The organism is Pseudomonas sp. NPDC090201, assembly GCF_044746825.1.
GTDB lineage: Bacteria > Pseudomonadota > Gammaproteobacteria > Pseudomonadales > Pseudomonadaceae > Aquipseudomonas > Aquipseudomonas putida_AD.
In genome coordinates this window covers 643,661-666,761 of record NZ_JBIVCX010000001.1, presented here as the reverse complement: position 1 = coordinate 666,761, position 23,101 = coordinate 643,661, and the positions used below count along the sequence as shown (strand labels likewise).

Below are 23,101 nucleotides of genomic sequence, written 5' to 3'. Positions count from 1 at the left end.
GGGGGGGGGGGGGGGGGGGGGGGGGGGGGGGCCCCGCGCCGCCGGCGGGGGGGGGGGGGGCCCCCGGCCCCCCCCCCCCCCCCACCGGCCCCCCAAACACCCCCCCCCCCCCCCCGCCCGCCGGGGGGGGGGGGGGGGGGGGGGGGGGGGCGCCCGCCCCCCCCCCCCCCCCCCCCCCCCGGGCCCCCCGGCGGGAGCGGTCTATCAGGCAACGCACGACCATCAGCCCAAGGAGATCACCATGAAATACCTGTGTCTGATCTACAGCAACGAGCAAACCCTGCATTCACATCCCGACAGCCCCCGGGACGACGAATGCCTGGCCTACGCGCAATCAGTACAGGCCAGCGGGCGGATGCTGGCGGCCGAGCCATTGGAGTCGGTGGAAACCGCCACCACGGTCAGAATGCGCAACGGCAAGGTGTCGATTACCGATGGTCCGTTCGCGGAAACCAAAGAGCAACTGGCAGGGTTCTACCTCATAGAGGCGCGGGATCTGAACGATGCCCTACAAGTTGCGGCGCACATTCCTGCAGCGCGGGTCGGCAGCGTGGAAGTACGACCCGTCCGCGAACTGAACCTGCAACAGGGCCAGTCCCAGGACTACCAACACCGGCCCGTCGCCTCGGGAGCCGCATCATGACCACTGCATCCAGCGTCCACGCCGAAATCAAGACCCTGCTCGAAGGCTGGTGCACGGGCGTGCGCGAGAAAAATCTCGACGCGATCATGGCCTACTACGATCCAGAAATCGTCGCCTACGACGCCATCATCCAGTTGCAGTTTCGCGGCATCGACGCCTACCGCCAGCACTGGCAGTTCTGCCTGGGGATGTGCGAAGGCGCGATGCTGTTCGAAACCCATCAGTTAGTGGTTCACGGTAACGACGACGTCGCCTTCGCCCACTGGCTCAACAAATGCGGCGGCACTGACGAGAAAGGCGAGGAAAAGTCCTCGTGGATGCGCGCCAGCGCCGGCTACCGCAAGACCGCCGATGGCTGGAAAGCGGTTCACGAGCACTTTTCCGCACCCTTCGACATGGCCAGCGGCAAGGCGCTGTTCGACTTGCAGCCCTGATTTTTCTACAACAAGAACCCCTGAGGAGAATTCCCATGAGCGTCAAACCCATACCCGAGGGCCAACACAGCCTCACCGTGTACATGGGCGTTTCGCCCGCAGACCAGGCCATCGAGTTCTACAAGAATGCCTTTGGTGCCAAGGAAATGTTCCGCCTGGATGCGCCGGGTGGCCGGGTTGGCCATGCCGAGCTGCAAATCGGCGATTCACGCATGATGCTGTCCGAGCCCTGTGACCAGGGCGGTTTCGGTAGCCCCGAGCCGGGCAGCAAAACCTCGTTTGCCATGCACCTGTACGTGCCTGACGTCGATGAACAATTCAAACGCGCCGTCGATGCCGGTGCCACCGTAGTCTCCGAAGTTCAAGACATGTTCTACGGCGATCGCAGCGGCAGTGTGCGTGATCCATTCGGTCACCTATGGTTCATCGGCACCCACAAGGAAGATCTCACTCCCGATGAAATCCGTGAGCGCGCAATGAAGATGTTCGGTCAGGCGCCGTCCTGATCGCCGGTAGTCCAACTACTTTCTCTTCGCAGGGCGATTGGCGTTGCCATGACTCAGATCGCCCTGCAACGTGACAGACCATTGCCCGGCGCCTGCCGAGCCCATCAGGTCATTTGTAACCGATGATTGTAATTCGCATTTGCAGCGTTTATTGTCGCGGGCACTAACACTTTCCCCCCATGAAACGTGCATACGGAGTTTGCACGGGCGTTCCGTTATTTCCAATTTACAACTTTGTAAGACCTTGGCAGAGAAAAGTCGCCTGCCCTTGTAGGAATATTTACCTTTATTGCTTTGCGGGCCCCAGCGCAGTCGCTTGAAAATAACCTCAATAAAAGTCGGTTCAAGCCGATGGAATGTTTGACGCCACGGATGGCAATTGATTTAAGGATAATGCCAGCGTATGACGGAACGAAAACGTAAATACAAACGCCCCAATCGCACCACCCCCAGAGAACAGGAAGTGCTGCAGCTGCTGCTGGCCGGCTACACCAACAAGGGCATCGCCCAGGCGCTGGGGATCAGTGATTACACGGCCCGGGACCACGTCTCGGCGCTGCTCAAGAAGAATGAAGTCCACAACCGCGCACAACTGATGGCCCTGCACGTGAGTCCCAGGGTCCGTAAACAATTCGAATACCCCCTACATCTGACGGATTGTATTGGTGAGCCGGCTGCGCATAATGAGGGCTCTTGAAAGTTGTTTTCAAAGTGATGATGCAGGCAGTGATAAGCCTGCTCTTTATATTTTTTATTTGTTGTTCAGAGGTGCTGAAAGATAACAGGCAGCCAAGTTCAGCCTGCCTTGTAGACGGGGAGTGGTTATGCGCGAAGTGATGGGTGGTTCTATATCGACATTGTTCGAGCTGCACAACGTTTATCAACATTATGAACACAAACGTTCGAACGTTTGCGTGCTCGATAAAATCGATTTCATCCTTCGTCGTGGTGACACCTGTGCAATTACAGGGGCGTCGGGCTCGGGGAAGAGTACCCTGCTGAACATCCTCGGTTTGCTGGAGCGACCCGCATCCGGGCGGGTCATGTTCGCGGGCCACGATGCCATGCGGGCATGCCCGGACACCCTGGCGGATTGGCGCAACCGGCACATGGGGTTCGTATTCCAGGCGTTCAACCTGCTGCCGCGCCTGAGTGCGCTGGATAATGTCGCGCTACCGCTGATGTATCGCAACGAGCGCCGCTCGGTCGCCCGCGAACGTGCGGCGCGTCAGTTGCATGCGGTGGGGCTGTCGGACAAAGCCTTGCATTTGCCCGCCGACCTATCGGGAGGACAGCGTCAGCGGGTGGCCATTGCCAGGGCGCTTGTCGGGCGACCGTCGCTGATTCTTGCAGATGAGCCGACCGGCAATCTCGATCAGCAGTGCGCAGACGACATCATCGACCTGCTGCTCGACCTCAATCGTCAGCATCAGGTAACGCTGGTGATGGTGACTCACGATACTCGCCTGGCTTTGCGCTTTGCGCGGCAGATCGAGGTGGCGGGCGGTCAGTTACACGAGAACGCCGGGCATGTCGGCGCCTGAGTCCGTCGCTAGATGTGGGTGGCAGCTGCGCCTCAATGAGTCGCTTGAAAACCTGCGTGCTCTGGGGCTGCGCTCCTGGCTGGCGCTGCTGGGAATCATGGTGGGCAGTGCCTCGGTGGTGGCGCTGCTCGATATCGGCCACAGCTCTCGCGAAGATGCATTGCGCACCTTTATGGGGCTGGGAGCTGAGACGTTGGTGGTGAACTTTCCGGCGCTAGCGGGGCGCGCCCCATCCCCGCCCAGAACCCTGGACACTGATTCTATAAGGGCCAGATTGCCCCAACTGGCGTGCGTCGCGCCGATCAGTCAGTTCTCTACGCGGGTTTATCGTGGGAGCGCTAGGCACGATGCCTCGCTGATAGGCACCACGGCTGCGCTGGCGGTGGTCATGGACCTGACAGTTGGGAGTGGCCGATTCATCTCACCTCTGGATGGCAACGGATTGTTTGTGGTGCTGGGGGCCGAGGTCGCCACGGCTCTTGGTGATGGAAGAGGGGCGGTGAGGCCTGGCGATTTTTTACGTATAGGCAGTTATCAGTTTGAGGTCATAGGCGTCCTGTCGCCTGTCACCCATAACCCGTTGCTGCCGGTCTCTGCTGACACCTCAGTCTTCATGCCTGCACGCAGCATGGCCCGGATTTCATCGGCCGCGAGCATTGGCAACGTGATCGCCAGAGTGGTGCCCGGCACGGACCTTCCGAGCACCGCGCAATCCCTGAAGACCTTGCTCAGTCGCTCTCTCGATGACCGCGAGGTCGAAGTCCAGGTGCCGCAGCAGTTGCTTGATGGCTTGGAACGCCAGGCTCAGACCTTCACATGGCTGCTTGCGGGGCTGGGGGGAATTTCCCTTCTGGTTGCCGGTGTCGGTGTGATGAACGTGATGCTAATGAGCGTTCGCGAGCGTCGCCGCGAGATCGGTGTACGCATGGCGCTCGGCGCACGGCGGCGCGACATTCGCCTGCTGTTCCTTCTGGAAGCTGCCCATCTGTCGGTCCTGGGTGCCGTGCTCGGCGCAGTGATGGGCAGCGCCATCGCCTTTTTCTTCGCCCGTTTCAGTGGCTGGCCGCTGAGCCTTTCTCCTGACACCCGCTTGCTGGGTATCGGCAGCTCGTTGCTGATCGGTTTGTTCTTCGGCTGCTACCCCGCGGCGGTGGCCGCGCGGCTCTCACCAGCGGCAGCGCTTCGGGACGATTGATCAAGCTGTTGATGCCACAGATTCACGCAGAACATTGATAACAAGAAAGGAAGCATTCAATGAACACATGCAATTCCATCCAGGGCGCGATGAGCGGCTTTCACATGCAGCCTGAAAATCAGACGTCGGTGCACGACAGCGTGACCGTGCATTTCAACCGGCTGGTAGAGCGCCAGGGGGCGATGTGCACGCAGATGCTTGGCGAACTGCACAGGGAGTGGCTCGGTCCTCGGGGGCTATTTGCCACATTCGGACGGGAGATCGAACACCTCGGACGACAGGCGCCCTCACTCGACGAACTGGACGAAATCGTCGATGACGTGCGCCTGCAGCAGGCTGAGGCGGCGGTGGCCTTCGTCCTGGGACAGAGCCATCGCCGCGTGGCTGCGAAAAACCCTTTTACCGGCCAGCGTCGTGAAGCGCTGTGCTGCGTGGCATTCGATGACTGTGCAGGGCTCACACTGGTGGAGCGCTACGCCGCCTATGAGGCGCTTCGCCAGAACGATTCGACCTTCTTCATCAAACTCATCGCCACTACCCGGGGCGTGTCCGAGCGACGAATCGTGTTCCGCGGCTTGCTCGAACACTACGACAGCCTGATGCCGCTGGAGAGGTGTATCTACCCCGAAGGCTATCGAGGCATTCAACAGGGGCATCTGGATCGGGAGGAGGCGCTCCATGGACCTCTGTCCCTCGACGGGAGCCTGATGAAGTTGCTGGAAAAGATGACGCCGTTGAGCTTGCTCAAACAGGTTCAGCCCCAGCCCGACCCGCTGCGGTGAACAGCAAGTCTGCCGTTCGTAGCCGTCTCAGAGGCCACGCCAAGCGGCTGATGATTCTGTTCAGCGTCATGACCGCCAGCCAGGCTCGGGGCGATCAAGGGTCGGTTTACGGTGTGAGCGCGCCGACGATGGCCCACGGTCGTGCGCTGTCTTCGCCATCGTCGGTCAGCCACTTGAATCTGAGCCTGGCTGACGCTGTGGCGCTGGGATTGCGGGGCAACCGGGAGATTCGCCGTTCGTATCTGCAACGGGTGGCGCAGAAATTCGATCTGCAGGTGGCTGAGGCGTTCTTCTCTCCACGCCTCTTGTTGGGGAGTCAGCTCACGACACGGCGCGGGTCCCGGGATCGTGAGCAATAGATGAACCTCGCGCCCAAGGTCACGTTGAACAGTGAATGGGGCACCCGGTTCAGTCTGTCCTGGGCCCAGCGCCTGGATCATGCCGAGAAAGGGGGACGCAAGAATCAGCGTGATCTGGGGCTGGAAATCGTGCAGCCGCTGCTCAGGAACGCCGGGCGCGACGTGGTGACTGCCCCCAGGCGCCGCGCCCGGCTGAGTGAGCAGAGTCAACGCCTCGGGCTGCAAGCCACCGTGGCACAGAGCGTGACGCAGATTGCGTCTGCCTATCGAGAGTTGCTCAAGGCGCAGGAGCAGCTGCGCATCGTCAGCCAGGCACTGGATCGATCCCGCAAGCAGATGCGGGTCAACGATGCGCTGATTGCCGCTGGTCGAATGGCTCAGGTGGATCGCCTGCAAAACGAGGCCGACCTGGCTTATCAGGAGCTCAATGCCGAGCAGGCCGTCCATCAGCTGGAAGCCCGCCGCCGAGATTTGTTGCAGTTGCTGGCGCTGGATCTTTCCACACCTTTGCGCGCCAGCGACGAGTTGCGGGTCGAGCGCGTCGAGATGGATGATCAGGATGCACTCGCCATCGCCAGGCAGAGACAGCCCCGCTACCTGCAACAGCGCATCGCGCAGGAGCTTGCTGACATTGATCTGCTGGAGGCGAAAAATCAGCAGTTGTGGGATCTGTCGCTGGTGGCCGGTGCCGGGCAGGATCGGCACGCTTACTCATCGAGCACAGGGAACGGCGTCGACCGGCGCTGGAGTTCCTACGCAGGCGTGCAACTGGAAATACCCATCGGCGACCCGCTGCAGCGCCAACGCCTGGTCACGGCGCAGGTGGCAGTGGACAGCCAGGCGATGCAACAGGCCCAGGCGCAGCAGGCGCTTGAGCGCGATGTCAGCGACGCGATCCGCACCATGCAGACCCATTGGCGGCAATACGAAATCGCCCTGCGCAGCCTGCGCCTGTCGCAGATGAAACTTGCGGCCGAGCAGCAAAAGTTGCAGGTCGGACGCACCAGCAATTTTCAGGTGCTCAGTTTCGAGGAGGATTTGCGCCGTTCGGAAAATGCCGTGCTCAACGCCCAGGTCACTTATCTCAATGCGCAGACGCAGCTCGACGAGCGCTTGGGGATGACGCTCGACAGTTGGGAGATTGCCCTCAATGACTGACACCAGAGCGATGTTTTTCAAGGTGGGCATATTAGCCGCGACCCTGACTGCCGGCGCTGCACTCGTGCACTGGACATGGCGAGAATCTGGGGCGTCGACAGTGCGCTGGTCGCCCGTCGAGAGAGGTCCGCTTGAACAGCGGATTAGTCTGGTCGGACGCATTGTGTCGGGCTCGTCCGTCACCCTGACCGCGCCTTTTGAAGGGCTGGTTCAGCAGAAGCTGTTCACAGACGATCAGCGCGTGTCACGAGGCCAATTGCTGCTGACGATCAATCCCGATGTGTTGCACATGCAGATGCGCAATGCGTTGGCCGAGCGGCTCAAGGCCGAGAGCGCGGTGCAGGCATTGGAAGAGTGGGCCAACAGTGACGAAATGGCGAGGGCGCGCAGAGCCGTTGGCAGCGCCCAGTCGGGTGCGGCCGAAAGCCGACGCAAACTGACCGAGACCCGGATGTTGCTGGAGCAGGGCATAGTCCCACGCATGGAAGTTGACAGCCTGACACTGCAGCTACAGGCGCAAATGCAGGATTTGGCGGCTGCGCAGGCAGAATTGGAGAAAGTCCGCAGGCGTGGACAGGGCGAACACCGGCAGATCGCCGACATGGAACTGCTCAACGCCCGTGCGCGCTTCGATGCGCTGCAGGCGCTGGAGGCGCGAGGCGAAATCCGCGCCCCGTTCCCCGGCATCATTCAGCGTCTGCCGGACACCTCCTCCAGCGGCGCCGTGAATACCGTCGAGCCAGGTGTACGCCTCACCCAAGGCCAACCGTTGTTCTCGCTGGCCAGTCTCGAACGTTTACACGTGCAGGCCAAGGTCGATGAATCCGACATCAATCAACTGCGCGAAGGCATGTCGGCCCAGATCAGCGGCGACGGTTTCGAAGACGTGCTGCAAGGCCATGTCACCTCCGTCGGTGCCCAGGCCATCGCCTCTGAGATGCACCGCGACAGCGCTTCATACCACGTCATCGTGGCCATGCCTGGCTTGGGCGCCTCTACCCAGTCCGCGTTGCGGCTGGGCATGAGTGCGAAGCTGTCGATTCTCATCGATAACAATCCTCACGCCGTGGTGCTTCCTCTTGATGCGGTGGGCGAGGAGGGTGGCAAACATTTCGTCATTCACCGGGCCGCCATGGATCAACCGGCAACTCGACGATTCGTGAGCCTGGGCCAAACCACGGTGAGTGGGGTGCAAGTGTCAGGTCTTGACAATGGATTCGTACAAAGGGAGGTGGGTATGGACTAATTAATCGCGATTGTTTTTTTACCGGGAATAAACAGGTTTGAGATTTTTCAGTGAGTTTGGCTCACGGGAATCGTTCGGCCTGAAGAAAGATAAAACGATAAATAAGGATGTGAAAGATGAATAAAAAACTATTACCCCTGGGGTTGATGTTTGTGTCGTTGTCGGGTGTGGCTGCGGACTTTGCCATTACCAAGACTGTTACGCCCTATTCGATGCTTGGAACGGCAAGAGGGCATTCCATGCATAGAATCATGGGGCACGAGTACCCTCGTGGGTACACCGCCAGACCTGCTTTGGTCGGCGTTTCATGGAGGGCAACTTCGTTTCCGCAAAGTGTTGGAGAGAAGGCAGAGCTTTGTATGAACAGATCAGGTGGGGGCAAGATTGTATCCCGATTACTGCTGGTTCGAGTGGCCACACGGAGTATTTCAATACTCAATCTTTGGTCTACACAGACAACATGATCATCCGGCACAGCCATGAGTCAGGACCTATGAGAAGCCAGCCTGCCGGAAGCAATTCGGTAACGTTTCATATTCGCTACTAACTGATATTCCTCCTGTCGAGGAATCGGCAGGAGGATCCAGGAGATGTGATCATGCGTATAGATATTTCGCCAACAATCGCTGCGCCCGTAAGCGCTCCTTCGACATCGCTTTCGCAGGGCAGAGCTGTAACGGTTGACAAGCCATCACCTACAACTTCATCGGTTTCAGTTTCCATCAGCGGCCAGACTTTGTTGAGGCAGCGACTGTTTTTTTGCTTTCCGGATCTAGAACCGCCCATTGGGAATTTCGAGCGTGACCCTTACGCCATTCAACCCGCTCTTTTTCTGGATATGCAGGATCGCCAGTTGCTGGGGGAAATGTACGAATTTGCTCAGTCAGAAGGTATTGATCTGAGATATGTAGATAATATAGGGCAGGGGCTAGCTGACTACCGCAGCAGTGAAAATGGGCAGCGAATGGGGGCGCATAATCGAGGGAATTTCTTTGATCTGCAAGGGCATATGCTTTCCTACAGTTTTACCGAAATCGACACGCTGGCTGCCCGAAAGATTCGAGAAAATCCGTCCTTGGCCACAACGCGGTTGGATAAAGGATTCATCAACTTCCAGACAGACAAGGACTACAGTTCGTTGTCTCACGTTGATTTCAAGTTTCTCGACTTCATGATCAACCGTTTTTCGGCTACATCAGAACCTGAGCCTGTTAACGCTCGCTTCCAGCGCTTTGAGTTTTTAGAAAAAAACTGGATCGAGCATGTCTCGAAGGAGGTATATGACATTCTTCCTCTTCGAGGTAAATCAACGTCCATCGATCCCAATGCAGCTGACAAGCAGTCGCCTGCAGCGGCACAGGGGGCATCAACCGTCGACCTCTCAACTACCATTCGCGAAATTGTTCACAAGTATCTACGAGAGTCCGGCCTGCCCACGCTCTTCGATACCTTCATGCGCCTGAAAAAATGACTCACCGCACCATCAACGCCGTCTTCACCCCGGGTTGCGCCGATGTCACGCGGTTGCGCCCGGTGCTTTTCGCGTCGTAGAGCGCCATGTCGGCTTCGTGCAGCCACATGCCAGCGTCGGTGAGGTGCGGGCCGTAGGCGGCGATGCCGATGCTCAGGCTCAATTTCAGGTTGGGCAGGGCGCTGTGGGTGTGTTCGTGGACGGTGCGGCGCAGGCGTTCGAGGATTTCGCCGGCCTGAGCCAGTGTGGTGTCGGGCAGGATCACGCAGAATTCGTCACCGCCGTAGCGGCCGGCCAGGTCGGTCTCGCGCAGGCTTGCGGTCAGGGCGCCGCCCAGTTGCTTGAGCACGTTGTCGCCGATGATGTGACCGTAGGTGTCGTTGATCGATTTGAAGTGATCGATGTCGATCAACGCAACGCTGTCCTGCCGGTTGAGGGTCTGGCAGTTGTTGAACTCGACTGTCAGCAGATCCTTCCAGGCGCCGTGATTCATCAGGCCCGTCAGGCTGTCGGTGGTGCTGAGTTTCTCCAGCGCCTTCTTGCTCCGTGACAGCTGCACCGCCACCCGATAGCACACCAAGCCAATGGCCAGCGGGTAGATGACCAGCATTGGCAGGCAGGCGTAGATCTGAATCTGGGTGACGTCCGGAAACAGCACAGGCGTGAGAATCCAATACCCCACCGCAGAGCCGGCCAACTGCGCGATACAGCCGAGAACAAAAAGGCGCGGGCCGCCGGCCGCGATGTTGTTCATGGCCATCATCGACAGCGCCGTCACGGTCGGCAGTGGATTGAATCCCATGGCGCCGGCCCAGAAGCCGCCTGCCAGCGAGTCATAAATCAGCGTGCGCCGCTCGGCCTGATACGGCTGGCTCGAAAAACGCGCCAGTTGGTAGGCAACATGGGGCCAGCCGTAGCCATGAAACAGCATCAACGCCCAGACCCACGCGGGCGGATGCGAGGGGTATACAGCGGCCGCGACGGAAAAGAACCCGATGCCCAGACCGACCGTGCGCGGCAGGTACATGCGTCGGGCGTAGGAAAGACCCTTGTGGATGGAGTTGTTCATAGCTCTTCACCGGGTTGTGTAATGCAGCATCCCGACTGAAACATCAGCCACGACGAACACCCATGAGTGTCGCCTGCCTGTCAGGGGCTGGGAAGAGCAAAATGCCACTATTCGTCCGAATCACACCGCCGACTGTCGGCCAGGCTTTGCAGCGTAGCACCTGGCGTCTGTATGGCCTGACTTGACCCCGATCTGTGTATTTACCGCACCCTGCGATTGGGCTGGAATGCAGGTGCTGCGTCGAGCTGTTTTCGACATCCCACCTCAACCCGTTGGCGGAAGTCGTCATGCCTGAACTTTCAAACCTGTTGGCTTTTTCTCTCATCGCGCTGGGCATGGTTCTGACGCCTGGGCCGAACATGATCTACGTGATTTCCCGATCCATCTCACAGGGTCGCAAGGCAGGACTGATCTCTCTGGGCGGCGTGGGCATCGGTTTTCTGTTCTACATGCTATGCGCGGCCTTCGGCATCACCGGCCTGCTCATGGCAGTACCCTACGCCTATGACGCCCTGCGTCTGGCGGGGGCTGCATACCTGGCCTACCTGGCCTGGCAAGCCGTCCGGCCGGGCGGGCGCTCGCCGTTCCAGATCAAGGACCTGCCCCAGGACAGCAACCGCCAGCTGTTTTTCATGGGCATGATCACCAACCTGTTCAATCCCAAGGTCGCCATGATCTACCTGTCGCTGCTGCCACAATTCATCAGCGTCGATAATGGCACCAGCGTGCTGGGCCAGTCCCTGGTGCTGGGCAGCGTGCAGATCGGCATCAGCCTGATGGTCAACGCCACCATCGCCATGGCGGCCGGCTCCATCGCCTTCTTCCTCACCCAACGCCCGAGCTGGGCGATGATGCAGCGCTGGCTGATGGGCACGGTGTTGTTCGGGTTTGCGGTGCGGATGGCGGTGGAGAGCAAGAGATAATACTGTTGCGGGCATTAGTGACTTGAAAAGTGCTGCTTTTAAGGCTTCAATTGCTGCCTTTAAAGCAGCAATATGGTTGCGTTATGTCGCTCGCTTCTTTTTTGTTCTCCGAGTACCGCAGAAAGGTGCTGGTTCTGATGCTTTTGAATCCGGACCGGCAATACCATCAAAGGGAAATCGCTCGCTTGACCCAGACGATTTCCGGCACGTTGAGCCGGGAGCTGAGCAAGATGGTAGAGGCGGGAGTGCTGCTCAAGGTGCCTGTCGGCAACCAGATGCAGTATCGGGCAAATCGTCAATGCCCCATTTTTTCCGAGCTCGTCAGTATCCTGCACAAAACAGATGGTCTGGCTGACAGCATTGCCTTGGCACTCGAACCACTGTCGGATCGGATAAGGACCGCTTTTGTCTTCGGCTCCATCGCCAGCGGCAAAGCCTCCCCACGTAGCGACGTAGATCTGATGGTGATTGGCAGCGTCAGCTTCAGTGAGCTGATTGAGCACTTGTATCCGTTGCAGGAAATACTCGGTCGGGAGATCAATGCCAAGCAGTATCCTGAGAAAGAGTGGTTCCAATTGTTAACCGCACAGGGTGGGTTCGTGCGGGATTTAATGGCCAAGCCTAAGCTGTTCGTCATTGGGTCGGAGGAGGGTCTGGCCAAGCATCAGGAGTGACGAATGACGCTGGATAATCTGTTAGGCAGAGCCCTGGAGGCCGTCCCAAAGGATGCGGTGAATGTGGAGCGGTTGATGGCTGCGGCGCGTAGAAGTCTTGAGGACGCGCAGTTGCCAGGAATGAGTAGCGAAGGCCGGTTCGACATGGCCTACAAGTCGATCATGCAAGCGGCCAACGCGGTACTGCAGGCTAACGGATTTCGTACCTTGACCAGCACACCCGGTCACCATCAGACGATGATTCAGACACTCCCGCTGACGATGGGGCTGGACCGGATTCGAATGATCACGCTGGACGGTCTTCGCAAACAGCGCAATCTGAGCGATTACTCAGGAGATCCTGTTAGCGAAGCGATGGCACAGGATGCGGTGAATCAGGCGGTCGATCTGCTCCTGGATATCGATAACTGGTTTATCGATCGTCTACGTCATGGATAGCCCGTAGCAGCACGGCTTGCCGGCGGGAGCGGTGTGTCAGACAACTTATTTCAATCTGACCCACCGCTCCCGCCGGCAAGCCGTGCTGCTACGAGGCCTGTGTCTGAAAGCCTGTCCTTATTTCGACCCCGTCACACCCTTGACCACCGCCGTATGCGCCTTGGCATCCTTGGCCAACGAGATCACGTTCACCATCGCCGTGCGGGTGCCGGAGGCGGCGGTGATGGTGGTGCTCAGCACGTTGCCGCCATCGACACTGCCCGACGCATCCAACTGACGCAGGCCGAGGCCTTTTCGCACGATCTTCTTCTCACCGAGCTTCTTGAAGTCCTTGTAGCTGGACTGCTGCTGCACCAGGGTTTCGGCAATGATGTTGTCCAGGGTCTTGGCGTCGTTGGGCGTGACCTTCTGGCCATCGGGCAGCGGCGTTTCGGTGATGATCACCACACGCCGCGCCGGTTTGTTCATGTACAGCGCCCCGGTCACGCCTGCCGCCTTGGCCTTGTCGTCAATTTCCTCCATCGGCCCTTTGACGTAGTCCTTGGGCAGGGTGAAGACAAACTTGCCGCTGAGCATCGAGACTTTCTGGCCAACGGGTTTGGCGGGCGCCGCTTTTGAAGGTTTGGTTGTGTGGGTGGTCTTGGACGACTTGGCAGGGTGCTTCGTCTCGGTTGCAGCCTGCGCGCCGCAAGCCACCAGGCCGAAGGCCAGTGCGGAGCAGAGCAGGGCGGATCTCAAGGTGAACAGACGCATTCCTACCTCTTTAAAAGCTGATACTTACAGAGGGTTGGCATTTTGCCTGACGTGTACCGGGCATTGGTAGGAAAGCGATGGGGTGACGTGCGGGGGCTTATCCGCAGCCAAAAAAGCCGCTAGAGGCAGCGGCTGAAATTTTGGAGCTTGGGGCATCGCGCCACGAGCAATGACGCGAACAAACACAATGAAAAAAACTTCAGGCTTGGTCCGGGTTGTAACCTCCTTGCTGGTGCAAGTCCGATCAGGTGCCCCCACTGTAAAAAGCTGACGCCCCGGGATCAAATGAAACCCGGGTAACTATTTTTTAGAGAAATTGTTATGTGAAAGGCCGGGAATTTTTCGCAACAGAGGTTTGCGGCAGCTTGAACCGACCTTAAACCTTCATCGCCGGAAAAATCGCCCTGATCCCCCGGCACTTCGGATAATCCGTGCAGCCCCAGAAACTGCCCCCGGCATTGGCACCGGTGCGCGCCACCCGCATCACCATCGTCTTGCGGCAATGGGGGCACGCCGGCGCTGGCGGCGCAACTGGCCCAGCCGGCGGCTCTGGCACCGGATCCTTTACAACAGGCAGCACCACCTTCGGCACTTCAACCACCGGCTCAACCCGATCCCGTAATACCTCGGTAGTGGGCCCTGGCATCGGCTTCTTCGCCTCGGCAATCCACTGCTTCAACATCGCGCCATCGATCAGCTGCAGATTGCGCCCCGATGCAAATTCCCGCGCCGGTTTGCTGAACTTCCCACTGGTAATCACGAAACCGCCGACAGCCCCCTCGGCCGCCATCGCGCCATACAGCTCCCGCACCACTGGCACCCCCACCTGCACCGCACGCCATTGCTTGCACTGCACCAGATAGATTTCGCCATCCTTGCGGGCAATCAGATCTACGCCACCGTCCGGGCCCTTGCCGCCGGTTTCCTGCACCGCATAACCCCGACGTCGCAAAGCTTCGCCTACCAGCAACTCGAAGTCCTGCCAGGTGATGCCGAGAAGGGAGTTGCCCTTGGCGTTGGCTGCGGAGTCGAGAAGGTTGCGGCGCTTGCGCCGGCCAACGATCGAGGCGATTGCGCCCAAGGTAAAAATAAGCGGCAAGAGATACTGGAAGAAACTCGCCGCCATATGCGCCATGTTGGTCAACACCGTGGCTTGCAGATGATGCATATCCGACGCGCTCGCCAATGGCTGACTGGCAACTGAATGCAGATAAAGCCACGAGCCCAGCGCAATAGCGAGGCTGAGCCACCACGGCAGTCTTGCGGCGATATAAAAGAGATCGTCAAACAGTGAAGTTTTCCTGGCCATATCCCTGGTCCATTACAAAAAAAGCCAATTCTACAGAGAAAAGCCTCTGTAATGGCTCAATGATGTCATGGTAAAAAGCTATCCGGAATATTCATCCGTACCGCTAGGGAATGGCCATGAACAGGGTAGGAACCAGCTTCATCGCAACACTCGCATTGCTGTGCGCCTTCAATGCATCCGGCAGGGAAGCAACGCCCGCCGACGCCGTCATCGTCCAGCGCATCATCGAAAACTCCATCGCCGGCTACCCTGGCAACTGCCCATGCCCCTACAACACCGCCCTCAACGGCAGCCGCTGCGGCAAACGCAGCGCCTATAACCGTGCGGGTGGCTACGCGCCGCTGTGCTTCAAGGAAGATGTGTCCCGCGACATGGTTCAGGAATACCGCCAACGCAACAAAGGCTAACGCCCTGCTCAATCACAAAATCCGCCCCCGTCGGAGCGCGCTTGCCCGCGACGGTGCCAGGACATTCAACACTGCGTCACCCGCCCGTCAAAAACAGCAAAACACCGGGCATCGTCATCATGCCCGGCTATGCGACAGATCACTGACTCATGTCGCCCTTCTTCATGCTGTCCTTGGACATGGCATCTTTCTTCATGCCGTCGTTAGACATGGCATCTTTCTTCATCGAATCCTTCTTCATCGCGTCACCCTTGGTGGCAGGCTTCGCCATCTTGTCCTTGCTCATCGCGTCATGAGACATCCCGCTCTGATTGCTCATGCTGTCATTGCTCATGGCATCCTTGGACATGGTGTCTGCCGCATAGGCGCCAGAAACCGCCAACAGCAAAGCACCGGAAAAAACAGTTGCGATCATCTTGTTCATTTTTGAATTCCTTCGGAAGTGTCCGGAAATGATTGTTTTGACTTCAAACTGCACAATCACTGTGCAAGAAACCCGGTCACCAAATCCTCCCGGAAGGTTAAACAATTCGTGATGTTTGCCTGCCGTCACCCCTAGATCCTGTAGGAGTGAGCTTGCTCGCGATCAGGCAGCAGATTCACCACACTTCCCCAGCCAGTCCTCGGCTTCACCGTCGCTAAGCCCGCAGAACGTAGGACCGATCTGCAAGTCCCGTAAGCCCCGTCTCTTTCGACTCTCGCCACGTTTCTGAACCGGATTCACTCGATCAGAATCCGACGACTCACCATTGCAGGGGCGCATCTGATGGAACAGGAACGGACTCAGTATTACGGGCATTTCAACGTGCGGTTTCAAGCCACGCGGGTGGTGGTCACGAAGGGCGATCATCTAGAGCTTCGGTCTCTTCGGCTTCACGATGACGGTAAGGTCAACTGGAGAATCCACGATCTGCTCATCCAGATTTATGACCGCATGCTTGCTAAGGATCGCCCATGCGAGATGGTCGTTGCTGTATCCGACCCCTTGACGCGCGCGCAGGCTGAACTATTCAACGACCAAAACGCCTCTGTTGCCAACGCAGTTGGAAGCGGTGCCGCGCTCGGATTCCCGGTAGGTTGGCTGAAGGCAAGATCCACTGTGGGATTCGCCGCAAAATTCGCAGTGGATAGGGTGCTGGAGTCACGACACGCAGGCGACGTAATTGTCAGCGTCAACGCATGGGTGTCAGGCGGTATTGGGCCGCAACACACCTCAAAGGCTTTGCTTATCAAAGCGCAAGGAGGCCGCCGATGACGTTGCCGCTCATCCTCGGTTTCGGCATGACGATCGCTTACTGGATTGTTTACGGGCTCAGACCCAGACGCTGGCGAAAGTGGGGCGGAGTGTTGTTTACCGCTGTGGGAGGATGGGCGCTTTTTGAAACTTCAGGTATGAACGCTGAACTGTCTCTGGCCTTGGCGATCACCAGCTACACCGGCCTATGGCTGTTTGAAAAGCGTGACCTGTTTTCAGAGGGTGAGGCCTGAACCATGTTATTCCTGTTCGGGTTATGCCTCGCCGTCGTTTCGTTTTCCCTGATCGACCACAAGGTCCGCTACAAAAAACAGCGTAGGAGGACAGGGTTTGCTCTCATCATGATCGGCGCAAGCGCCACCGTTGTGTTCGACCAGAGACTCCACGATTTCATCATTTGGGGATTCGTCGTTGCCTGGATCACAGGTTTGCAACTCTGGTTCAACTGCGAGAAATATGGTGGGAGCTACCCCTAGCGCCATACAGCTTCAAATACGGGACAAGTTGTTCCCTGCGGCGAAGCTTGAGAGCACAAAAGCCAGAAGCGTACGCCTCTGGCTTTTCTCATCCCTTATCCCTCATCACCCGGTCAGGGCAGCGGATTATTTTGCCGATAGGTCCGCTCAGGATGAATCACCAACTGCTTCACCTGCTGATCCAGCTCCGCACTGTGATACAGATCCAGGCATTTCAAGAAATCGAACCGAACACCTTTGACCTCCGATTCAACCAGCGGATTGTGATAAACGCGCGCCAGGTAGCTGCCTACCAGCGCCCTGATCTCATCCGGCGCCTGCTCCAGATCGTAGAGCGCCCAGTCCCGCAACGCGCCAACGCTGCTGCCGGCATCGACAGCCGCATTCTTGTCGTCTTTGTAGGCGTTGGCAATGCAGATCGCCAGCACCATGTCCTTGTAGTTTTGCGCGTAGGTGCGAGTTCCTGCTTGTGGCGAATCACCTTGTTCACCGGCCTCAAGACCCGTCGCAGACAAGCCCATCAAAGCAGCAAGGAAAAAGCGCTGCAATGATCGCAGTCATCCCGCCCACCTTGGCATTCACGGAAAACGCCACCCTGTCCGCCCCCCTCGAAATACGTACCGCCACCACGGCACCCGCACCTCACCCCGAGCCTCATCCACTGCCAATACTCGCGGCATATCCCGCAACCGAATCCACGCCTCACTGCGCCAATGCAGCATGCTCACCGACAACCCTGGCCACTGCAGGAAACTCAAACAAGGACTGCACCCCTGCGGCTGCACCCACTCATCACGCAAACACGGCACCACCTCATGGGTGATCCACTGCCGGAGTCCGCGATTCTCAACGTGATAGTGATGCACCAACAGCACATAGACCGCCGACTCACTCACCATCAGCTCATCCTCCTCCCCACGCGAATCCACCAACCGCACCACACGCCGCTGATCGGCATCCAGCTTGCGAGTGGTGCGCTCGTTCAAAGGCCAGCCTACGAGACGGCCAAGGTCCTTGGCACAGAACCAGACCTGGGATTCGAGGAGGAGAGTGCGTAGGGGGCGGTTGTGGCGATGGAAGGTGGTGGAGTGCAAGGCTGTTGGCATGATCCGTATCTCTTCTGTACGCCTTCCATGGCAAGGGTGTCGGGAGCTAAGAAACCTCCAACGTAGAAAAGGCCGGGCTAATTTCCCTTTCGGGTCTTGTATTCGCCCACTCCCGACATAACAGAGAAATTTTGGACGCGCAGCCGAGGGCCGCAGGCGCAAAAAATCCGCATCTATCGGGAGCGGACGGGCCGCTACGTTGGCTTTGTGTGCGTTTCTTAGGCGCCGAGGCAGGGTAGGGCGTGAAAGCCTATGCAGCAAGAGCCAATGTTGTAGGGCATTTCTGAAAAAACTAGCGAGGCGTTCATCCCGGACTTCGAAGAACCTACGCGGCGGCGCGAGGACTGGTCTGTTCGAGGCGAAGGGGAGTGCGAGAGGCATGGTGCCATCGTTTGCTTGCTTTCAATCCCATTGTTCGCAGAAGATCGCGACCGGATAGCCAGCTCGAAATCGCGATGTCGCCTTATTTCGATGCTTATTCGGTTAACCCCGTTAGAAGCGGCGGTGGCACAGTCAAAATTCAAAAATGGAGCATGGTGATGGGGTTCCATCCTGCATGGAGTGAGATTTCTACGTGGATTGAACGTAGTGAGCGTCTCTTCATCAAGAAGCTTTCACGTAACGACACCTCTTGGGCGGACAGCTCGAAAAATGGGCATCAGAATGGATTTTTTATTCCTCGCCCGGTCGCTGAATCTGATTTTTTCCCCGAGTTGAAGAACACCAATTCAGCCAAACCTCACATTCTGGATGCGGAGTACCCTGCGTTCTGGCCTGCCTCAGGTGAGATCAGAACAGCGACGATCAAATACTTCTCGATGCGGAATCCCGACAATAAGGAGAAAGCCAAACCTAGATATGAATGGCAGCACACCGGGATTCCCAAGGATCAATTCCGCTCACTTTCTCCTGCTTCTTTGCTGATTGTTGGGAAGCTCAGGCAACCGTTATCTGGTTCCAGGTACTGGTACATTGTCGTGGACTCGGTAAGTGATGAGGCCGAGATCATCGAGACCCGTTTCGAGCTGGATGCAACTTTTCATTACGGCATATTTGACCCTGCCCTGTCCGCAGTGCCTGTGTCTGACTCCGATCAGCTAATTGCAGAGCTCACGAAGGCAATTAAAGACGGGACGCTTGAGCAGTTCATCAAGGAGCAGACGCTTCCGTCGCCAAGTGTCCTGGCTGCGCGTGCCCAGACCGCATGGCTAGATAAGAATGGCTTTGCAGATTTGAGTCCATTCTCGATCCAGCATCCGGGCGATGCCGTTATGAGCATCAGTCGAGACATTGAGTATTCGATATACAAGCAGGCCGAGGTCCGGTTCCGAGCTGCTCAAGTAGCCCGGCTGCTTCTTCACGGTGGTGGCGATCCGGTCGTAAACCTTGTCAGAAGCTTCTCTGAACTGGATTCAGTCTTTCTCAGCGCAGCTCAAACGAGAAAAAGTCGAGCTGGCCTTTCTTTCGAATTGCATGTAGAGCGGCTTTTTAAGGACGGGCGAATACGCTATGGCGCCCAAGCTGTATTCGGAGGTCGTCGCCCAGATTTTGTGCTGCCTGATGTGGGCGCGCTCAATGAAAAAGGCGACGCCGTCATTGTCTCCTTAAAAACCACGCTTCGTGAGCGCTGGAAGCAACTGGCACTGGAAAAGCCATTCGGGACAATTTTTCTGGCGACAGTCGATGACCGGGTCTCTCCGGAGGCCATCGACGAGATGGCGAACAACGCGATTTCGCTGGTCGTGCCTGAGTCATTGAAGAAGGCAAAGGAGTCGGCATACGCCGATTACGACAATGTCCTTACCTTCAGGCAGTTCTTTGACGATGAGCTGCGGCAGAAACGCCCCGCTTTCATTCTCCCCCTCTAGGGCTGCAGCTTTCGCAGCTCAAGCCTGTAGGACGTTTCCGATTTTGTGGGAAGAGTCGCCACTTCTTTCACAGAGCGAGCCCCAGAGCCGTCTTCCAGGTTGGAAGACGGGAGGTTTCTGGTGTACTGTATATATATCCAGTTTTCTGCAGAGGAAATCCCGCAGCGCATCTAGCGTGGCGCAGAAATGAGCAATTTACTTCCAGCAGGATAGGAATAGAATGGTGACCATTCGTCACAGGTTTGACCCAGAGAGAAAATAGGGCCCATGAATCTTTTTGAAACCTCAACACCTGAAGCAAACTCCCCGGGGCAGCCAGTTTCTCTTCCTGATCCGCACCCTGCGGAGGACATGGCTCTGCTTCAGAAGCTCCTCGAGATCTACGATCAAGGTCAGCTTGCCGCAAAACTGAATGAGATCGGATCGCCCCACTGCCGTGAGACGGTGAATCGCTGGATCAAAGGTAAAGCTTCGCCTCGCCTTACCTTCCGGGAATACAAACATCTTGAGTCGCTTCTCCCGAAAAAGCCGGCGTATAAACCTTCTTTCACCTTCATTGATCTTTTTGCAGGCATCGGAGGCATCCGAAAAGGGTTCGAAGCGATTGGCGGAGAATGCGTGTTCACGTCCGAGTGGAATGAGCATGCGGTAAGGACATATAAAGCAAATCACTACTGTGATCCTGATCGCCACCATTTCAACCAAGATATCCGGACAGTAACTCTCTCAGACAAACTTGATGTTAGTGAAGAAGAGGCGTATCGGAATATCAGCCTGGAAATTCCAGATCATGATGTGTTGCTGGCAGGATTTCCATGCCAGCCGTTTTCTCTTGCTGGTGTATCCAAAAAGAATTCTTTGGGTCGCAAGCACGGGTTTGAATGCGAAACTCAAGGTACTCTTTTCTTTGATGTGGCTCGGATTATTAAAGCAAAGAGGCCAGCCGCTTTCTTGCTTGAGAACGTCAAGAATCTGAAAAGTCATGATAAAGGAAATACCTTTCGTATTATCTGTGAGGCTTTAGACGAGCTGGGCTACGAAGTCGCGGATGTAAACGCTCCCAAAGGCTCAGATCCGAAGATCATTGACGCAAAGCACTTCGTACCACAACATCGTGAGCGAATCGTGATTGTAGGTTTCCGCCGCGATTTAAACGTTCACAATGGGTTCACGTTGCGTGATATAGATAAGCTCATACCAAAGAGTCGTCCTAGCTTCGGAGACCTGCTGGACAAGGAAGTAGATAGCAAATATATACTGACGCCGAAGCTCTGGGAGTATCTCTATCAATACGCCGAAAAGCACCGGCAAAAAGGTAATGGTTTTGGTTTTGGATTAACACGATCTGATGATGTTGCTCGTACGTTATCTGCTAGGTACCACAAGGATGGGTCGGAAATCTTGGTGGATAGAGGATTTGACGAGCGTCTGGATTTTCACGGTGAGCTGAATCAACTTCACCGTCCTCGAAGGCTCACCCCTCACGAGTGCTCGCGTTTGATGGGGTTTGACAAGCCTGGAGAAAGTAAATTTGTGATTCCGGTATCGGATACCCAAGCATACAGACAGTTTGGTAACTCGGTTGCAGTCCCTGTATTTGAAGCTGTCGCACGGTTGATGAAGAGCCGGATTCTCTTGGCGAAAGAAAAAGCGGCAAGTAATCAACCTCAGTTGGAATTTTTACTGCCATCCTGAGGTCGTTAGAGAGTCTTTGATTAGCGGAGGCTCCCATGACTGACGTTGTTGACGCGGCCACTAGGTCCCGGATGATGTCCGGTATCAAAAGCAAAAACACCTCCCCCGAAATCCTGATTCGAAAAGCCTTGCACGCGCGAGGCTTTCGATTTCGCATTCATGTAAGCGATCTCCCCGGTACACCCGATCTCGTGTTGCCAAAATATAAGGCAGTAGTGTTTGTTCATGGTTGTTTTTGGCATGGGCATGGCTGCCGTTATTTCAAAATCCCTCAGACTCGCCCAAAGTTTTGGGAAGAAAAAATCCATAAAAACCAAGCTAGAGACTATGCACATCTGCAAAAGCTTCTGTCGGATGGCTGGCGTCCCCTCATCGTCTGGGAATGTGCAGTAAGGATGATGAGAAAGCAAAAGACGGAAGTTTTGGTTGATATGATGGCATTTTGGTTGCACAATGGCATGCCAGACGGTCAGATCGACGAAGAAGGCCTAAAATCCTGCTTGTAGTTAAGAGCCAAATCTCTGAGTCTTAACTTCGTATTCCTTAAGTTTACGAAGTATCAACTGTCAATAGCACCTTTGCTGGTGTTGCTGTCACGTGAGCTTCCGTCTCCTGGAGTGCTCGGCTTGCTCGGATAATTTATCTTATTGAGTCGTGATGAGTGTGGCGTAATTGGATCGCTGGCTTGGAAGTTTCTAGGAGGGGATGTGTTTGACTACGGTTTTTACACTAGGATGATGCACCTGTTGGATGAGGATAAGAAATCAGGTGAGGATAAGCGTCTGGAAGGACATTTGACGGAAGCAGTATTTCGTCGTTTGTATGGCTCAAAGTTTTTTAGCTCGGAAGCCGTTTTCGGTGTTATAAAGTTTAAAAGGGAGTGGGATGGTAATAAATTTGCGAATCATTGGCTTTTTCCTTCCGATAACGGCTGGGAGGTACCTGCTCCTTTAAAGGCTTTGATGCATATTAGAAAATACGATAACTACTACATGTACTCTGGTAGCGTTTTGGATTGTGATGTTGGTTTCATCAAATTGGTTGTGCGTAAGGTAACTGTTTCGGCGGGCGGGATGCATACTTTAGAATCCGCTCTGAGCCTTGAAGATTTGCAGGAAACTATTAATAACAAACTATTAAAATTGGTTGGTAAGAGCCCGTCGAGATCTTGGTTTGGCGATTTTTTGCCAGCAATGTATCCTAGTGAAATTCAGGCGTTGTATATTTCCCGATGTATTATGAATTTTGGTGATGTGTACGCTGTAGATGTTGATGCCCTTGATGTCGATGCGAATAAATGGGTCCGGGTTTACGAATTCAAAAGAAAACTGCCTGCTGAAAGCCTTCTGTATCCACATAAAAGCTACAAAATTTCCGATTATCACAAACTTGCAAAAGCGGTGGGCGGGATTCGGTTGCAGGGTGTAGGTACTCCTCGTGAAGAATTGCTTAAGAAAATTTTATTAATAGAACCGTACAAGCTGCGTTTTGAGCCTTGCTATGGTCTGGACTGGCGATCTCATACCTCTAATTATATGGATGTAGTGTTTTCTCGGGGTGCCTACTCTTATATTGTTTGGCGAAGAAAGCGTTGTAGTATTTATGAGATGATATCGTTGGACCTTGAGGTAAAAGGTAGCTTTGATTTATATTTTTGTGATGTCGTGCCTAATGACTTTTGTGGGTTTAATGTGACCGATCCACGTAATTCCGGTACTTTTAGCAATAAACCACGTATCCAAAATATGATTCCTGAGTCTAGGTTCAAACCAGTGGTCATGTAGCTAATC

Annotated in this window: 28 protein-coding genes; 22 read left to right on the top strand and 6 right to left on the bottom strand. The window is 56.1% G+C overall.

All coding sequences use genetic code 11. The features are described from left to right. Nucleotides 1-241 precede the first annotated feature (241 nt). From ACIPOO_RS03075 to ACIPOO_RS03025, 11 genes are all read left to right on the top strand, one after another. Nucleotides 242-643: a YciI family protein gene (locus tag ACIPOO_RS03075; protein WP_274134254.1), complete on the top strand. Its 402-nt coding sequence runs from the start codon at nt 242-244 to the stop codon at nt 641-643. Continuing rightward, the gene (locus tag ACIPOO_RS03070) at nt 640-1,077 is read left to right on the top strand and encodes a YybH family protein (RefSeq protein ID WP_400604323.1); all 438 of its coding nucleotides are present in this window, start codon (nt 640-642) and stop codon (nt 1,075-1,077) included. The genes ACIPOO_RS03075 and ACIPOO_RS03070 overlap by 4 nt, the downstream gene beginning before the upstream one ends. Before the next feature lie 35 nt (nt 1,078-1,112). Then, the gene (locus ACIPOO_RS03065; RefSeq protein ID WP_400604321.1) at nt 1,113-1,583 is read left to right on the top strand and encodes a VOC family protein; all 471 of its coding nucleotides are present in this window, start codon (nt 1,113-1,115) and stop codon (nt 1,581-1,583) included. Between the two features lie 403 nt (nt 1,584-1,986). Next, nucleotides 1,987-2,280, top strand: a complete 294-nt coding sequence (locus ACIPOO_RS03060) for a LuxR C-terminal-related transcriptional regulator (RefSeq protein ID WP_400604320.1) — start codon at nt 1,987-1,989, stop codon at nt 2,278-2,280. A gap of 127 nt (nt 2,281-2,407) precedes the next feature. Further along, complete coding sequence (locus ACIPOO_RS03055) at nt 2,408-3,127, top strand: ABC transporter ATP-binding protein (protein ID WP_400604319.1); 720 nt, start codon at nt 2,408-2,410, stop codon at nt 3,125-3,127. Then, entirely contained in the window at nt 3,114-4,322 is a 1,209-nt protein-coding gene (locus tag ACIPOO_RS03050; protein WP_400604318.1) for an ABC transporter permease, read from the top strand. Before ACIPOO_RS03055 ends, ACIPOO_RS03050 begins: the two co-directional genes overlap by 14 nt. A gap of 59 nt (nt 4,323-4,381) precedes the next feature. Then, nucleotides 4,382-5,104 carry a hypothetical protein gene (locus ACIPOO_RS03045; protein WP_400604317.1) on the top strand — a complete coding sequence of 241 codons (723 nt, stop codon included), beginning with the start codon at nt 4,382-4,384 and terminating at the stop codon, nt 5,102-5,104. A 50-nt stretch (nt 5,105-5,154) separates the two neighbouring features. Further along, a complete protein-coding gene (locus ACIPOO_RS03040; protein WP_400604316.1) occupies nt 5,155-5,463 on the top strand; it encodes a hypothetical protein in 309 nt (102 codons plus the stop codon). After that, nucleotides 5,464-6,621: a TolC family protein gene (locus ACIPOO_RS03035; RefSeq protein ID WP_400604314.1), complete on the top strand. Its 1,158-nt coding sequence runs from the start codon at nt 5,464-5,466 to the stop codon at nt 6,619-6,621. It abuts the gene before it with no gap. Continuing rightward, nucleotides 6,614-7,867, top strand: a complete 1,254-nt coding sequence (locus tag ACIPOO_RS03030) for an efflux RND transporter periplasmic adaptor subunit (RefSeq protein WP_400604312.1) — start codon at nt 6,614-6,616, stop codon at nt 7,865-7,867. The genes ACIPOO_RS03035 and ACIPOO_RS03030 overlap by 8 nt, the downstream gene beginning before the upstream one ends. 598 nt (nt 7,868-8,465) lie before the next feature. After that, complete coding sequence (locus tag ACIPOO_RS03025; protein WP_400604310.1) at nt 8,466-9,338, top strand: hypothetical protein; 873 nt, start codon at nt 8,466-8,468, stop codon at nt 9,336-9,338. Between the two features lies 1 nt (nt 9,339). Here ACIPOO_RS03025 and ACIPOO_RS03020 read toward each other — a convergent pair whose 3' ends face one another. Then, nucleotides 9,340-10,407 carry a diguanylate cyclase gene (locus tag ACIPOO_RS03020; RefSeq protein WP_400604308.1) on the bottom strand — a complete coding sequence of 356 codons (1,068 nt, stop codon included), beginning with the start codon at nt 10,405-10,407 and terminating at the stop codon, nt 9,340-9,342. A 287-nt stretch (nt 10,408-10,694) separates the two neighbouring features. Between ACIPOO_RS03020 and ACIPOO_RS03015 the strand changes: the two genes are divergently transcribed. The 3 genes from ACIPOO_RS03015 to ACIPOO_RS03005 all read left to right on the top strand — a co-directional run bounded on the left by ACIPOO_RS03015 (nt 10,695) and on the right by ACIPOO_RS03005 (nt 12,442). Continuing rightward, nucleotides 10,695-11,330 (top strand): LysE family translocator, encoded by a 636-nt coding sequence (locus ACIPOO_RS03015; protein WP_400604306.1) that lies wholly within the window; start codon nt 10,695-10,697, stop codon nt 11,328-11,330. Nucleotides 11,331-11,413: 83 nt separating this feature from the next. After that, nucleotides 11,414-12,004, top strand: coding sequence for a nucleotidyltransferase domain-containing protein (locus tag ACIPOO_RS03010; RefSeq protein WP_400604304.1), 591 nt, complete (start codon nt 11,414-11,416; stop codon nt 12,002-12,004). 3 nt (nt 12,005-12,007) lie between these two features. Beyond that, complete coding sequence (locus ACIPOO_RS03005) at nt 12,008-12,442, top strand: DNA-binding protein (RefSeq protein WP_274134246.1); 435 nt, start codon at nt 12,008-12,010, stop codon at nt 12,440-12,442. Nucleotides 12,443-12,559: 117 nt separating this feature from the next. On the opposite strand, the gene ACIPOO_RS03000 is transcribed toward ACIPOO_RS03005, so the two are convergent. Together ACIPOO_RS03000 and ACIPOO_RS02995 are read right to left on the bottom strand one after the other, a co-directional pair. Beyond that, on the bottom strand, nt 12,560-13,195 hold the full coding sequence (locus ACIPOO_RS03000) for a polyribonucleotide nucleotidyltransferase (RefSeq protein ID WP_400604302.1): 636 nt from the start codon (nt 13,193-13,195) through the stop codon (nt 12,560-12,562). A gap of 376 nt (nt 13,196-13,571) precedes the next feature. After that, a complete protein-coding gene (locus tag ACIPOO_RS02995) occupies nt 13,572-14,504 on the bottom strand; it encodes a restriction endonuclease (protein ID WP_400604300.1) in 933 nt (310 codons plus the stop codon). A gap of 116 nt (nt 14,505-14,620) precedes the next feature. On the opposite strand from ACIPOO_RS02995, the gene ACIPOO_RS02990 reads away from it, so the two are divergent. Continuing rightward, a complete protein-coding gene (locus ACIPOO_RS02990) occupies nt 14,621-14,911 on the top strand; it encodes a hypothetical protein (RefSeq protein ID WP_400604298.1) in 291 nt (96 codons plus the stop codon). Nucleotides 14,912-15,050: 139 nt separating this feature from the next. On the opposite strand, the gene ACIPOO_RS02985 is transcribed toward ACIPOO_RS02990, so the two are convergent. Continuing rightward, nucleotides 15,051-15,335 (bottom strand): pentapeptide MXKDX repeat protein, encoded by a 285-nt coding sequence (locus ACIPOO_RS02985; RefSeq protein WP_337993900.1) that lies wholly within the window; start codon nt 15,333-15,335, stop codon nt 15,051-15,053. A 342-nt stretch (nt 15,336-15,677) separates the two neighbouring features. Here ACIPOO_RS02985 and ACIPOO_RS02980 point away from each other — a divergent pair, with 342 nt between their 5' ends. Genes ACIPOO_RS02980 through ACIPOO_RS02970 form a run of 3 tightly spaced genes read left to right on the top strand, consistent with a single transcriptional unit; the run spans nt 15,678 to nt 16,642 of the window. Continuing rightward, nucleotides 15,678-16,166 (top strand): hypothetical protein, encoded by a 489-nt coding sequence (locus tag ACIPOO_RS02980; RefSeq protein ID WP_400604296.1) that lies wholly within the window; start codon nt 15,678-15,680, stop codon nt 16,164-16,166. After that, the gene (locus ACIPOO_RS02975) at nt 16,163-16,399 is read left to right on the top strand and encodes a hypothetical protein (protein ID WP_400604294.1); all 237 of its coding nucleotides are present in this window, start codon (nt 16,163-16,165) and stop codon (nt 16,397-16,399) included. Before ACIPOO_RS02980 ends, ACIPOO_RS02975 begins: the two co-directional genes overlap by 4 nt. A 3-nt stretch (nt 16,400-16,402) precedes the next feature. Beyond that, the gene (locus ACIPOO_RS02970) at nt 16,403-16,642 is read left to right on the top strand and encodes a hypothetical protein (RefSeq protein ID WP_400604292.1); all 240 of its coding nucleotides are present in this window, start codon (nt 16,403-16,405) and stop codon (nt 16,640-16,642) included. Between the two features lie 113 nt (nt 16,643-16,755). Here ACIPOO_RS02970 and ACIPOO_RS02965 read toward each other — a convergent pair whose 3' ends face one another. Both ACIPOO_RS02965 and ACIPOO_RS02960 read right to left on the bottom strand, forming a co-directional pair. After that, nucleotides 16,756-17,163 carry a type VI secretion system amidase immunity protein Tai4 gene (locus ACIPOO_RS02965; protein WP_400605173.1) on the bottom strand — a complete coding sequence of 136 codons (408 nt, stop codon included), beginning with the start codon at nt 17,161-17,163 and terminating at the stop codon, nt 16,756-16,758. Nucleotides 17,164-17,220: 57 nt separating this feature from the next. Next, nucleotides 17,221-17,748 carry a Bro-N domain-containing protein gene (locus tag ACIPOO_RS02960; RefSeq protein WP_400604290.1) on the bottom strand — a complete coding sequence of 176 codons (528 nt, stop codon included), beginning with the start codon at nt 17,746-17,748 and terminating at the stop codon, nt 17,221-17,223. 392 nt (nt 17,749-18,140) lie between these two features. On the opposite strand from ACIPOO_RS02960, the gene ACIPOO_RS02955 reads away from it, so the two are divergent. From ACIPOO_RS02955 to ACIPOO_RS02940, 4 genes are all read left to right on the top strand, one after another. After that, on the top strand, nt 18,141-19,616 hold the full coding sequence (locus ACIPOO_RS02955; RefSeq protein WP_400604288.1) for a type II restriction endonuclease: 1,476 nt from the start codon (nt 18,141-18,143) through the stop codon (nt 19,614-19,616). 267 nt (nt 19,617-19,883) lie between these two features. Further along, the gene (gene dcm / locus ACIPOO_RS02950; RefSeq protein ID WP_400604286.1) at nt 19,884-21,311 is read left to right on the top strand and encodes a DNA (cytosine-5-)-methyltransferase; all 1,428 of its coding nucleotides are present in this window, start codon (nt 19,884-19,886) and stop codon (nt 21,309-21,311) included. Between the two features lie 35 nt (nt 21,312-21,346). Next, on the top strand, nt 21,347-21,817 hold the full coding sequence (locus ACIPOO_RS02945) for a very short patch repair endonuclease (protein ID WP_400604284.1): 471 nt from the start codon (nt 21,347-21,349) through the stop codon (nt 21,815-21,817). Between the two features lie 201 nt (nt 21,818-22,018). Next, a complete protein-coding gene (locus tag ACIPOO_RS02940; protein WP_400604279.1) occupies nt 22,019-23,095 on the top strand; it encodes a hypothetical protein in 1,077 nt (358 codons plus the stop codon). Nucleotides 23,096-23,101 lie beyond the last annotated feature (6 nt).

Bases quoted from the DNA above. Each gene is read 5' to 3' on its own strand.
- ACIPOO_RS03005 (WP_274134246.1), top strand. From the start codon at position 12,008: ATGACGCTGGATAATCTGTTAGGCAGAGCCCTGGAGGCCGTCCCAAAG.
- ACIPOO_RS03045 (WP_400604317.1), top strand. From the start codon at position 4,382: ATGAACACATGCAATTCCATCCAGGGCGCGATGAGCGGCTTTCACATG.
- ACIPOO_RS02995 (WP_400604300.1), bottom strand. From the start codon at position 14,504: ATGGCCAGGAAAACTTCACTGTTTGACGATCTCTTTTATATCGCCGCA.
- ACIPOO_RS02965 (WP_400605173.1), bottom strand. From the start codon at position 17,163: ATGGGCTTGTCTGCGACGGGTCTTGAGGCCGGTGAACAAGGTGATTCG.
- ACIPOO_RS02970 (WP_400604292.1), top strand. From the start codon at position 16,403: ATGTTATTCCTGTTCGGGTTATGCCTCGCCGTCGTTTCGTTTTCCCTG.
- ACIPOO_RS02985 (WP_337993900.1), bottom strand. From the start codon at position 15,335: ATGAACAAGATGATCGCAACTGTTTTTTCCGGTGCTTTGCTGTTGGCG.
- dcm (WP_400604286.1), top strand. From the start codon at position 19,884: ATGAATCTTTTTGAAACCTCAACACCTGAAGCAAACTCCCCGGGGCAG.
- ACIPOO_RS03035 (WP_400604314.1), top strand. From the start codon at position 5,464: ATGAACCTCGCGCCCAAGGTCACGTTGAACAGTGAATGGGGCACCCGG.
- ACIPOO_RS02975 (WP_400604294.1), top strand. From the start codon at position 16,163: ATGACGTTGCCGCTCATCCTCGGTTTCGGCATGACGATCGCTTACTGG.
- ACIPOO_RS02945 (WP_400604284.1), top strand. From the start codon at position 21,347: ATGACTGACGTTGTTGACGCGGCCACTAGGTCCCGGATGATGTCCGGT.
- ACIPOO_RS02990 (WP_400604298.1), top strand. From the start codon at position 14,621: ATGAACAGGGTAGGAACCAGCTTCATCGCAACACTCGCATTGCTGTGC.
- ACIPOO_RS03010 (WP_400604304.1), top strand. From the start codon at position 11,414: ATGTCGCTCGCTTCTTTTTTGTTCTCCGAGTACCGCAGAAAGGTGCTG.
- ACIPOO_RS03025 (WP_400604310.1), top strand. From the start codon at position 8,466: ATGCGTATAGATATTTCGCCAACAATCGCTGCGCCCGTAAGCGCTCCT.
- ACIPOO_RS03015 (WP_400604306.1), top strand. From the start codon at position 10,695: ATGCCTGAACTTTCAAACCTGTTGGCTTTTTCTCTCATCGCGCTGGGC.
- ACIPOO_RS02960 (WP_400604290.1), bottom strand. From the start codon at position 17,748: ATGCCAACAGCCTTGCACTCCACCACCTTCCATCGCCACAACCGCCCC.
- ACIPOO_RS03040 (WP_400604316.1), top strand. From the start codon at position 5,155: ATGATTCTGTTCAGCGTCATGACCGCCAGCCAGGCTCGGGGCGATCAA.
- ACIPOO_RS03065 (WP_400604321.1), top strand. From the start codon at position 1,113: ATGAGCGTCAAACCCATACCCGAGGGCCAACACAGCCTCACCGTGTAC.
- ACIPOO_RS03060 (WP_400604320.1), top strand. From the start codon at position 1,987: ATGACGGAACGAAAACGTAAATACAAACGCCCCAATCGCACCACCCCC.
- ACIPOO_RS03050 (WP_400604318.1), top strand. From the start codon at position 3,114: ATGTCGGCGCCTGAGTCCGTCGCTAGATGTGGGTGGCAGCTGCGCCTC.
- ACIPOO_RS03030 (WP_400604312.1), top strand. From the start codon at position 6,614: ATGACTGACACCAGAGCGATGTTTTTCAAGGTGGGCATATTAGCCGCG.
- ACIPOO_RS03070 (WP_400604323.1), top strand. From the start codon at position 640: ATGACCACTGCATCCAGCGTCCACGCCGAAATCAAGACCCTGCTCGAA.
- ACIPOO_RS02980 (WP_400604296.1), top strand. From the start codon at position 15,678: ATGGAACAGGAACGGACTCAGTATTACGGGCATTTCAACGTGCGGTTT.
- ACIPOO_RS03000 (WP_400604302.1), bottom strand. From the start codon at position 13,195: ATGCGTCTGTTCACCTTGAGATCCGCCCTGCTCTGCTCCGCACTGGCC.
- ACIPOO_RS03020 (WP_400604308.1), bottom strand. From the start codon at position 10,407: ATGAACAACTCCATCCACAAGGGTCTTTCCTACGCCCGACGCATGTAC.
- ACIPOO_RS03055 (WP_400604319.1), top strand. From the start codon at position 2,408: ATGCGCGAAGTGATGGGTGGTTCTATATCGACATTGTTCGAGCTGCAC.
- ACIPOO_RS03075 (WP_274134254.1), top strand. From the start codon at position 242: ATGAAATACCTGTGTCTGATCTACAGCAACGAGCAAACCCTGCATTCA.